A 10889-nucleotide genomic window follows, 5' to 3' on the forward strand; every position below is an offset into this window, starting at 1 on the left:
GAACCTCACCAAGCGGTACGGGCCACACCCGGCCGTGGACGACGTGTCGTTCCAGTGCGAGCCGGGCACCGTCACCGGTTTCCTCGGCCCCAACGCCGATCGGCCACCCCGGCAGCCGCCCCGGATCCTGGTCACCGAGCCGCCCGGGTACGCGCTGAAGGCCGCCCCGGACGCGGTGGACGCCGGACAGTTCGAGGCGGCCGTGGGTGAGGCGGCCCGGCTGCTGGCGGCCGGGCGTCCCGCGCCGGCCCTGGCCGCGCTGGAGTCGGCGCTCGGGCTCTGGCGCGGGCCCGCGTACGCCGACTGCGCCAACGAGTCCTGGGCGGTCGCGGAGATCAACCGGCTGGACGAGCTGCGGATGCTCGCCGTCGAGCGGCGGGCTGAGGCGCTCCTGGCGGTGGGCCGACCGGACGAAGCCGCCGCTGACCTGCCGGCACACCTGGCCAGCCATCCGCTGCGCGAGGACGCGTGGCGGCTGCTCGCGACGGCCCGGTACCGCGCCGGCCGGCAGGGCGACGCGCTGGCCGCACTGCGGGAGGCCCGCCACGTCCTGGTGACCGAGCTGGGGGTGGATCCGGGACCCGAGCTGCGACGGCTGGAAACCGACATCCTCGCCCAGGCGCCGCACCTTGCCCCGCCCCTCGACCGGGCCGCCACCCCCGGCCCCGGGGAACCCGTGCGACCCGTCGAGACGGAGCAGCGTCCGTTCGTCGGCCGCGACGCGGAGCTGGAGCGGCTGCGGCACGCCGCCGAGGCCGCGTCCCGCCGCCGCCAGCCCACGCTCGCCCTGCTCAGCGGCGACCCGGGTGCCGGCAAGACGGCGCTGGCCGAGGCGCTGACCCGGCAACTCGCCGCCGAGGGCTGGACCACGGCGTGGGGACGCAGCCCGGAGTACGAGGGAGCCCCACCGGCGTGGCCGTGGACCCAGATCACCGACACGCTCGCCGGGACCGCCGAGCCCGCTGCCGACCTGGAAGGCGGCTCGGCTGACGGTTCGGCCGACCCCGCCACCGTGCGGTTCGGTCGACACCGCGCGGTTGCCTCGCTGATCGCGGCGGTCGCCGACCGGGAGCCGGTCCTGCTGGTCCTCGACGACCTGCACCGCGCCGATGGCGACACCCTGGACCTGCTGACCGCGCTGCTCACCGGCCCGCGGCCGGCCAGCGGGCCGGTGCTGATCCTCGGCACCTACCGGGCCACCGAGATCAGCCCGGAGCTGACCGCCACGCTGGCCCGCGCCGCGGGGCTGGAGCCGGTCCGGGAGTATCTTGCCGGCCTGCCCGCGTCGGCGACCGGCGAGCTGGCCGGCGCCATCGTCGGGACGGAACTGGACCAGGCCACCGCCCGGTCGATCCACCGGCGCAGCGGCGGTAACCCGTTCTTCGTCCGCGAGCTGGCCCAGCTGTACGCGAGCACGGGGCAGGCAGGGCTGGCAGCCGTGCCGCCCGGGGTACGCGACGTGATCCGGCACCGGTTGGCGCAGCTACCCGCCTCGACCCGTACCGTGCTGCGGCAGGCGGCCGTGCTCGGTCGGGATCTCGACCCGGACGTGCTGGGCGCGTTGGCCGGTGACCCGACGGCAGGGTTGGACGCCGTGGACCGGGCCCTGGCGGCCGGGTTCCTCACCGAGCGGGAGTCCGACGGGCGGCTGCGCTTCACCCACATCCTGGTCCGCGACACGCTCTACGCCGACCTGTCAGCGCCGCGCCGCGCCGCCTGGCACGCGGCCGTCGCCGAGGTGCTGCGACAGCGGGAACCCGTCGAGCCGGCGGCCCTCGCGTACCACCTGCTGCGCGCCGGCGGGCCGGTCCACGCCGCCGAGGCGTCGACGTACGCCCAGGTGGCGGCCGAGCGGGCCGAGCGGGGCGGCAACCCCCACGAGGCGGCCCGCCTGTGGGGCCAGGCGATCGACGCGTACGACAGTGCCGGCGGGGTCGAGCCGCGTGGGCGGGTGACCGCGCTGCTCGGCCTGGGGCGGGCGCTGGCCGTTACGGGCCGGCTGGCCGAGGCGCGGCTACGGCGTGCCGAGGCGATCACCGTCGCCGAGTCCACCGGCGACCCCCTGCTGATCCAGGAGGCGCTGGCGGGCTTCGACGTGCCCGCCAGTTGGACGCGCAACGACGACGACCTGCTCTCCGGGCACATCGTCCGGGCCGCCGAACACGCCCTGACCGCGCTCGGCCCGATCGGCTCGGCGCAGCGCAGCCGGCTGCTGAGCACCCTCGCGCTGGAGCTGCGCGGCACCACCACCGATCGTGGCCGCCGCGCCGCCGCCGAGGCCGAGACGATCGCCCGCGACATCGGCGATCCCGCTCTGGTGGCGTTCGCGCTCAACGCCCGCTTCATGCACGCCTTCCACCGCGTCGGCCTGGCTGACGCGCGGGCGCGGATCGGCGTGGAACTGGTCGAGCTGGCCGCCCGGCACCATCTGGTGACCTTCGAGGTGCTCGGCCATCTCGTCCTGGTTCAGGCCAACTGCGCGCTGGCCGACCGGCCCGCCGCCGACGCGCACGCCCTCGCCGCCGACCGCCTCGCCGAGGCGTACGAGCTGCCGTTGGTCGGTGTCTTCACCCGGTGGTACGCCGCGCTGCGGCTGGCGTTGGGCGGCGATCGGGACGCCGCGGCAATCGCGTACCGTGCTGCCGCCGAACAGCTGCCCGCCGACGGTATGCCGGGCCTGGCCCAGGGGTTGCTGCCGCTCGCCCTGCTCGGCCTGCGCCTGGCCGACGCCGTCAGCGACGCCTCGCCGGCAGGTGACCCCCGGCTGGCCGCTGCACTGCGGCCGATTCCCGGGCCGGACGACGAGGACTGGGAGCGGCTGGACTGGGGCCCGCATGGGCCCTGGGTGCGGCCCCTGCTGCTCGCTGCCGCCGACGACCCCGGTGCTGCCACAGCGGCGTTGCGGGCCCTGCCGGACGGGCCGCACGACCTGCTTCGGGAGGTGCGGCTGTGCCTCACCGCGCGGGCGGCGCTGGCCGTCGGCGACCGTCCCACGATGGAACGCGTCGCCCGCGCGCTCCGCCCGGCCGCCACCGAACTGGCTGCCGGCAGCGGGGTGGTCACCGTCGGCCCGGTGGCAGCGCACCTCGCCGATCTGGCCGCTGCGCTGGGCCGCGACGAGGAAGCCGCCGAGCATCGCCGCAGCGCCCGGATGCTCCTGGCGCGCGTCCGCGCCGACGACCCATCCTGAGCGCCGAGGCGGGGTGTGTCCGGCCAACGCGCTCTGGCTCCCCGGCGACTTGCCGGTTTCGGCCGGAACCAGCCGTGGGGTGCGGTCAGATGGAACCACCGGCGCGTCCAGCGTCGGCCATGATCGGAGGGGGTACGCGTGGAGGCGCTCGTCCTGATCGTGGCACTCGGCGTCACCGTCCTCGTCGGCACCACCCTCGGCGGCCGGTACCGGGTCGCCCCGCCGGTCCTGCTCATCGCGTTGGGTGTGCTGCTCGGGCTCACGCCGCCGCTGTCCGAGGTCACCCTGGAACCCGACCTGGTCCTGCTGATCTTCCTGCCGGCCATCCTGTACCGGGAGAGCCTCACCATCAGCCTGCGGGAGATCCGGGCCAACCTGCCGGTGATCGGGCTGCTCGCCGTGGTGCTGGTGGTGCTCACCATGGTCACCGTGTCGTTCGCCGCGCAGGCGTTCGGGGTGAACCCCGCCGCCGCCTGGGTGCTCGGCGCGGTCCTCGCGCCGACCGACGCCGCCGCGGTCACCGGCCTGGCCAAGCGGCTGCCCCGGAAGCTGCTCACCACCCTGCACGCGGAGAGCCTGGTCAACGACGGCACGGCGCTGGTGGTCTTCGCTGTGGCCGTGGGGCTGCTCAGCCACAGCGCCGAACCCGGTGTGCTGGGCATCGGCGAGGAGTTCGTCGGCGCCAGCGTCGGCGGTGTGGTCGCCGGCCTGCTGGTGGGGGCCGCAGTGGTGCTGATCCGCAAACGGCTCGACGATCCGTTGCGCGAGGGCGCGCTCAGCGTGCTGACCCCGTTCGGTGCCTTCCTGCTCGCCGACTCGGTGCACGCCAGCGGTGTGCTGGCGGTGGTGGTCGCCGGCCTGGTGCTTGCCTACGCCGGCCCACGGGTGATCCGCGCCCGGTCCCGGGTCCTGGCGTACGCGTTCTGGGACCTGTCCACCTTCCTGATCAACGGCGGGTTGTTCGTCCTGCTCGGCACGCAGATTCCCCGCGCGGTCCGGGGGATCACCAGCACCTCGCCCCAGCGGGCTCTGGTGATCGTGCTGGTGGTCACCCTCGTCGTGATCGGCACCCGGCTGCTCTTCGTCTACCTCACCTCACAGATCGCGAGGCTGCGGCGTCGCCGCATCATGGACCCGAGCCAGGGACCGTCGAGCTGGCGGGTCGGAACCGTCGCGGGCTGGTCCGGTTTCCGGGGCGCGGTGTCGCTCGCGGCGGCCCTGGCCGTCCCGACGGTGATGGTCGACGGTCGACCGGTGGTCGAACGCGACCTGATCATCTTCGTCACCGCGCTGGTGATCGTGCTGATCATGCTGCTTCAGGGCACCACCCTGCCGTTGGTGGTGCGCTGGGCCGGGCTCACCGGCGACCCGGAACGCGTCGACGAGGCCCGCAACGCCCGGCGGCGGGCCACCGAGGTGGGCCTGGCCGCCCTACCGCAGGTCGCCGCTGAGGTCGGTGCCCAGGACGACTCGGTGCGCCGGCTGGAGGCCGAGTACCGGCGTCATCTGGAGGACCTCAACGAGAGCGGCGGGAACACCGCCGAGGAGCGCCGGTTGGAACACCGACTGCGCCTCGGCGTCCTCGCCCACAAGAGGCGGGAGGTCACCCGACTGCGCGACAACCGGGAGATCGACGACCTGGTGCTCCAGGAACTCCAGTCCGCGCTGGACAACGAGGAGATCCGGCTGCTGGGCCGCGGGCCCAACGAGTGACCGAGTGCTCAGAGCACCTGGTCGAGGAACCGGCGAAGCCGCGGGTGCTCGGCCCGTTCGAAGATCGCCGCGGGTGGGCCGGCCTCCAGCACCACGCCCCGGTCCATGAACGCGACGGTGTCGGCGACCTGCCGGGCGAAGCCCATCTCGTGGGTCACCACCACCATGGTCATGCCGGCGGCGGACAGGTCGGCCATCACCCCGAGGACGCCCTTGACCAGCTCCGGGTCGAGCGCCGACGTCGCCTCGTCGAAGAGCATCACCTCGGGGCGCAACGCCAGCGCGCGGGCGATCGCCACCCGCTGCTGTTGACCACCGGAGAGCTGCGCCGGCCGGGAATCCGCCTTGCCGGCCAGCCCCACCAGCTCCAACTGGGCCCGGGCCACGGCCTCCGCCTCGTCCGTGTCGAGCTTGCGCAGCCGGCGCAGCGCGAGCGTGACGTTGCGCAGCACGCTCATGTGCGGGAAGAGGTTGAACTGCTGGAACACCATGCCCACCCGCTGCCGCAGCGCGTCCGGGTCGTCGCCCAGCACGCTGCGCCCGTCCAGCAGCACGTCGCCCCGGTCCGGTTCGATCAGCCGGTTGATGGTGCGCAGCAGGGTGGACTTGCCCGACCCGGACGGGCCGATGACGCAGGCCGTCGCGCCCCGCGGCACCGAGAGGTCGACGCCGCGCAGCACCCGGTTCGGCCCGAAGGCGAGGTGCACGTCGCGTACGTCGAGGCTGACCGAGGTGGTCGTTTCCGTGGTGGTCATCGCCGGTCTCCCTGGGTGGCGGTGGGCAACAGGGGCTCGTCGTCCTCGTCGTCAGGTGCGGTGGCCGGCCGGCCGTTGCGCAGCCGCCGGTCGATCCAGTTGACGACGTGCGTCAGCGGGACTGTCAACGCCAGGTAGAAGAGGCCCGCCAGCAGCAGCGCCGACTCGTTGCCGGTGGTGGCCGCATAGTCCTGCCCGATCCGGAACAGCTCCCGCTGGCTGGCCACCAGGCCGAGGAAGTAGACCAGGCTGGAGTCCTTGATCAGCGCGATGAGCTGGTTCACCCAGGCCGGCAGCACCCGCCGGATGCCCTGCGGAATGATCACCAGCCGCATCGCGTCGGCCCAGGAGAAGCCGAGCGCCCGGGCACCCTCCAACTGGGCGGCCTCCACCGACTGGATGCCCGAGCGGAAGATCTCGCCGATGTACGCGGCGGCGATGAGCGACAGCGCCAGAATGCCCAACGGGTAGGGATCCGGCCCCCAGACCTGCATGCCCAGCGGGGCCAGCCCGACCCCGATCAGCAGGATCGTCGCCGCGGCCGGCAGCCCCCGGAACACGTCGGTGTAGACCCGCGCCGGCCAGCGCAGCCAGCGGCTGCGGGAGATCCCGGCGACGGCCAGCAACAGGCCCAGCACCGAGCCGAGCAGGGCGGCGGAGACCGCCAGGATCAGCGTGTTGGGCAACCCGACGGTCAGCATCTCGGGCAGCGCCTCGCGCATCGCGTCCCAGTCGAAGAAGGTCTCCCACAGGGTGCTCAACGGATCCATCGGTTGCTCCTCCTACCGCCCCGCTCGCTCGTCACCGGCTCAGGACGCGGCCGACGCGGACGCCGACGGCGCGACCTTGACCGCGCCGCTGCCCGGGGCGAAGTCCGCCGGGATCGGACGGCCCGGGTAGTACTGGGCCTGCAACCGGGTCCAGGTGCCGTCGGCGATGACCTCGTCGAGGGCCTTGTTCAGCGCCTCGCGCAGCTTGTCGTTCCCCTTGGCCACCGCGTACGCGGTCGGTGCCGGGCTGAGCTGCTTGGCCGCCACGGTGATCTTGCCCTTGCTGTCGGCGGCCGACTTCTCACCGATCTCGGCCGGTGCGATCCAGGCGTCGGCGGTGCCCGCCTTGAGCTGGTTGATCGCGCCGTTGTAGTCCGGCACCCGCACCGGGTTGAGCTGCTTGCCGGTGGCGTAGTCGTCCTGGACGGTGCCCTGCACCACCACGACCCGCTTGCCCGCGAGCTGGTCGAAGCCGGTGATCGGCGAGCCGGCCGGGACGTCCAGGCCGAAGTAGCCGAAGTCGTAGCCGTTGCCGAAGTCGACGGTCTTCTTGCGGGCCTCGGTGATGGTGATCGAGGAGCTGCCGACGTCGAACTTGCGGTTGTTGACCTGGCTGAGCAGCGCGGAGAAGTCGGTGCCGACGAACTCGACAGTGAGACCGAGCTTGCCGGCCACGGCGGTCAGCAGGTCGTTGTCGAAGCCGGTGAACTTGCCGTCCTCGAGGTACACGTTCGGCGGGGCGTCGGTCAGCGTTCCGGCGCGCAGCACGCCCGACTGGGCCAGGCCGTACGGGTTGGCGCCGGCGTCGGAGGAGCTGTCGTCTCCGCAGGCGGTGAGGGCGGTGGCGGCAAGGATCGTGACCGCGCCCAGGGCGGCGGCGCGGGTCAGGGCAGGAAGGAATCGCACTGGTGTCTCCGAAGGGTGGTGTCTCGGCGGGCACGGGCGTGCGCCACCGACGGCGCGCCCGATGGGCGTACCGGTGGGAAAGGAGCTCGGGAAGGGGGTGCTAGAGCGCGGTGCCGCGACGACAGGCGGCGCTGCACATTCGCATCATGTCCACGTGCCGTCGCCGGATCAGGGCGGGCGAGGGTCGACCGGTGCGGGCGTCCGCGACGTCGGTCGGTGGGGTGGTGCTGAGGATGATGCGCATGGTTCTCCCGGGTCTGTGCTGACCTGGGTGCCAGGCCACGCTTGCACCGACGTCCTGCCGGTGCCTGGTCTTCACCCGGGGCACCCCACCGCGGAGGAGGGTTGCCGGCCAGCGAGCCGGGGCTTCGCGCTGGCGCTCATGACCTACGCCGAGGCTAGCAGCAGGAACGGGTGGATCGTCCAGTCGGTATGACCACGCTCACTGTGCGCGACGGACTGTCGGCTCGCAGGTCAGCCGGCATGCACGTGCGGTCGACGGTTCGGGTCGGGCTCCTGGCGGCGCAGGATCTCCCGGGTCACCGGGGCGATGGCGCCCTGTCCGAACGCCAGGTAGCGCAGGAAGTTGCGGGTCGGGCCACCCTCGGACCACTCGAAGTAGATGTGAGGGCGTCGACGGCTGCGGTCGCGGATCTCCAGCAACAGGGCGGCGAGCGCGGTGGGCACCGACGAGCTGGCCAGGCTGAGCACCGGGAAGCGGCCGTCGACCACCCCGCCGCGGACCAGCAGCTCGGTCTCGAAGTCGGACGGGTCGGTGACAGTGACCTCGACGAAGATGACGTCGCTGTCGTCGGGAAATTCGTTGTCCGCCATGGTCTGCGCCAGCTTGGCGCGGTACTCCGACTCGTCGCGCCGGTCGGGTTCGTGCGCGATGAGGCGGATCCGTCGTCCGGCACGTTCGTCGATCATCCGAGCGGCGGTGTGGTCCAGCTCCACGTGGTCGACGCGCAGCTCGTAGGCCCGCATCAGCCGGGACAGCACCGACACCAGGATGATCCCGCCGATGAAACAGCCCGCGATCTTGACACCGTCCGGGCGTTCCACCACGTTCGCCGACGTGGTGTAGACGAAGATCACCGCGATGACGCCGAACGCGATGGTGCGGCCGCGCTGACGCTGCCGGCGCGCCGCGAGCGTCACCGCCGTCGCGGCCGAGGTGATCAACACCAGGACCCCGGTGGCGTACGCGCCGCCCTGCGCGTCCACGCTGGCCTCGAAGACGATCGTGATCAGAAACGCCACGGCGGTGAAGACCAGCACCAGCGGCCGGACGGCTCGCGCCCAGGTCGGCGCCATGCCGTAACGGGGCAGGTAGCGCGGCACGAGGTTGAGCAGACCAGCCATCGCCGATGCCCCGGCGAACCAGAGGATTCCGATAGTGGACAGGTCGTAGATGGTGCCGAACACCTCGCCGAGGTGGGCGTGCGCCAGGTAGGCCAACGCGCGCCCGTTCGCCGGTCCACCCGGCCGGAAGGCCTCCGGCGGGATGAGCACAGTGGTCGTCACGCTGCTGGTGATCAGGAAGACGCTCATGATCACCGCTGCGGTGGTGAGCAGCCGGCGCGCGCCACGGATCCGGCCCAGCGGTCGTGCCTCCGAGTCCTGCGGGTCACCCCGTACGCTCGGCATGACCGCCACCCCGGTCTCGAAGCCGGACAGACCCAACGCCAGCTTCGGAAAGACCAACAGCGACAGCCCGACCACCATCCACGGATCGCCGTGCCCGGTGGTCAGCATCGTGGTCCAGTCGCCGACCGCGCTCGGATGCGTCGCCACCCGCCACAGCGCGTCGGCCACCACCACCGCGTTCAGCGTCAGGTAGACCGCGACCAGGACGACGGCGATCCCGATGGCCTCGGTGAATCCCTTGAGGAACACCGCGCCCAACAGCGACACCAGCAGCAGCGTGACAAGTACCTCGTGCCCCTTGAGCCCGCTCGGCCAGAACGGATTCTCGTCGATGTGCGCCGTCGCGTCAGCGGCCGAGAGGGTGATGGTGATGATGAAGTCGGTGGCCACGAAACCGAGCAGCACCAGCACCAGCAACTTGCCCGGCCAGTAGCTCAGCAGGCGTACCAGCATCGCGATGGAGCCCTCGCCGTGTGGGCTCTCCACCGCCACCCGCCGGTAGACCGGCAGCGCCCCCAGCAGGGTCACCAGCACCAGCACCAGGGTCGCCACCGGTGAGAGCGCCCCGGCGGCCAGCGCCGCGATGCCCGGCTGGTAACCCAGCGTGGAAAAGTAGTCGACCCCGGTCAGGCACATCACCTTCCACCACGGGTGGTGCCGGTGCTCCGGCGGGCGCCCGTGCGGCCCCGGGTGCTGCACGGCCTGGTCCGAGCCGGCTTCGAGCAGCCACCCCCGCAACCGGCCGGTGCGTCTGTCGACCTTCACCGGCGCGTCCCCCGTCATCCCGCCCACGGTCACCGTGAGTATCCGCCCGGCGGGCCGGCCCCGTCCGCTGGTGCGGGGAACCCAACCGACTCCACTGCGGGTTTCAGGGCCCGGGACAGAGGGGAAGCAGCGCCCCGGGCTGGTCGGGACGGCACCGGGGGAGGGGACAGGGCATGGTCGGCGGCCGTCGCTTCCGCCCGGGTGGGGGCTTCGGCCGCCAACTCGACGAGTACGAGACGAGGGTCGGTGTGCCGCCGCCCACGGAGTCACCCGCCGCCGCGTCCCACGGCGGCCTGGTGGACAGTGCGGTCTACATCCGGGGGCACCGGTTCGCCTCGCCGTCCGGCCTCGCCGAGACGTACCGCTGCCTCCAGGAGCAGGAAGGCGCGATGGCCTGGATCGGGTTGTACCGGCCCGACATCGAGCAGATCACCTCGCTGGCCCGGGAGTTTCGGCTGCACGACCTGGCGGTCGAGGACGCGATCAACGCCCACCAGCGGCCCAAGCTGGAGCGCTACGGGCACACCCTGTTCGTGGTGCTGCGTGCCGCCCGCTACGACGACCTCCGGGAGGAGGTCGAGTTCTCCGAGCTGCACCTGTTCATCGGCCCGGGGTTCGTGGTCACCGTCCGACACGGTGAGGCACCCGACCTGGCCGCGGTGCGGCGGCGGCTGGAGACCGAGGCGCAGATGCTCGCCCGGGGGCCGGAGGCGGTCCTGTACGCGATCCTCGACCAGGTCGTCGACGGGTACGCGCCGGTGGTGGCCGGACTGGAGAACGACATCGACGAGATCGAGACCCAGGTGTTCGGTGGCGACCCGAACGCCAGCCGCCGCATCTACGGGCTCAGCCGCGAGGTCATCCAGTTCCAGCGGGCTGCCCGCCCGCTGCTCAGCGTGCTCGACGCGTTGGCCGACGGCGCCGGCAGCGCCAGCGCCGACGAGGAGCTGCGCCGCTACCTGCGCGACGTGACCGACCACCTGACCCAGGTGGTGGAGCGGGTGGATGGTTTCCGGCACCTGTTGCAGAACATCCTCACCGTCAACGCCACCCTCGTCTCGCAGCAGCAGAACGAGGAGATGCGCAGCCTCACCGCGGCCAGCTACAGCCAGAACGAGGAGCTGAAGAAGGTCTCCTCCT

8 protein-coding genes and 1 riboswitch are annotated in these 10889 nt (G+C 72.6%); of the genes, 3 read left to right on the forward strand and 5 right to left on the reverse strand.

The window, feature by feature from the left end:
• Both ABZ749_RS18840 and ABZ749_RS18845 read left to right on the forward strand, forming a co-directional pair.
• Positions 1-3190 (forward strand): BTAD domain-containing putative transcriptional regulator (locus ABZ749_RS18840; protein WP_357229420.1); only part of this gene is annotated, 3190 nt, incomplete at its 5' end.
• A gap of 138 nt (positions 3191-3328) precedes the next feature.
• Positions 3329-4903, forward strand: coding sequence for a Na+/H+ antiporter (locus tag ABZ749_RS18845; RefSeq protein ID WP_357229422.1), 1575 nt, complete (start codon positions 3329-3331; stop codon positions 4901-4903).
• An 8-nt stretch (positions 4904-4911) separates the two neighbouring features.
• Here ABZ749_RS18845 and ABZ749_RS18850 read toward each other — a convergent pair whose 3' ends face one another.
• The 5 genes from ABZ749_RS18850 to ABZ749_RS18870 all read right to left on the reverse strand — a co-directional run bounded on the left by ABZ749_RS18850 (position 4912) and on the right by ABZ749_RS18870 (position 9767).
• Positions 4912-5658: an amino acid ABC transporter ATP-binding protein gene (locus ABZ749_RS18850; RefSeq protein ID WP_357229425.1), complete on the reverse strand. Its 747-nt coding sequence runs from the start codon at positions 5656-5658 to the stop codon at positions 4912-4914.
• Positions 5655-6428, reverse strand: a complete 774-nt coding sequence (locus ABZ749_RS18855; RefSeq protein WP_357196873.1) for an amino acid ABC transporter permease — start codon at positions 6426-6428, stop codon at positions 5655-5657. The genes ABZ749_RS18850 and ABZ749_RS18855 overlap by 4 nt, the downstream gene beginning before the upstream one ends.
• Before the next feature lie 39 nt (positions 6429-6467).
• The gene (locus tag ABZ749_RS18860; RefSeq protein ID WP_357229427.1) at positions 6468-7334 is read right to left on the reverse strand and encodes an ABC transporter substrate-binding protein; all 867 of its coding nucleotides are present in this window, start codon (positions 7332-7334) and stop codon (positions 6468-6470) included.
• A gap of 100 nt (positions 7335-7434) precedes the next feature.
• Positions 7435-7578, reverse strand: coding sequence for a hypothetical protein (locus ABZ749_RS18865; RefSeq protein ID WP_357229430.1), 144 nt, complete (start codon positions 7576-7578; stop codon positions 7435-7437).
• A 32-nt stretch (positions 7579-7610) separates the two neighbouring features.
• Positions 7611-7722, reverse strand: a riboswitch (SAM riboswitch).
• Positions 7723-7808: 86 nt separating this feature from the next.
• A complete protein-coding gene (locus tag ABZ749_RS18870; RefSeq protein WP_357229433.1) occupies positions 7809-9767 on the reverse strand; it encodes an amino acid transporter in 1959 nt (652 codons plus the stop codon).
• Positions 9768-9922: 155 nt separating this feature from the next.
• Here ABZ749_RS18870 and ABZ749_RS18875 point away from each other — a divergent pair.
• Positions 9923-10889: magnesium and cobalt transport protein CorA (locus tag ABZ749_RS18875; RefSeq protein WP_357229436.1), on the forward strand; the 967-nt coding region annotated here is incomplete at its 3' end.

Source organism: Micromonospora sp. NPDC047753 (assembly GCF_040642735.1).
Lineage (GTDB): Bacteria > Actinomycetota > Actinomycetes > Mycobacteriales > Micromonosporaceae > Micromonospora.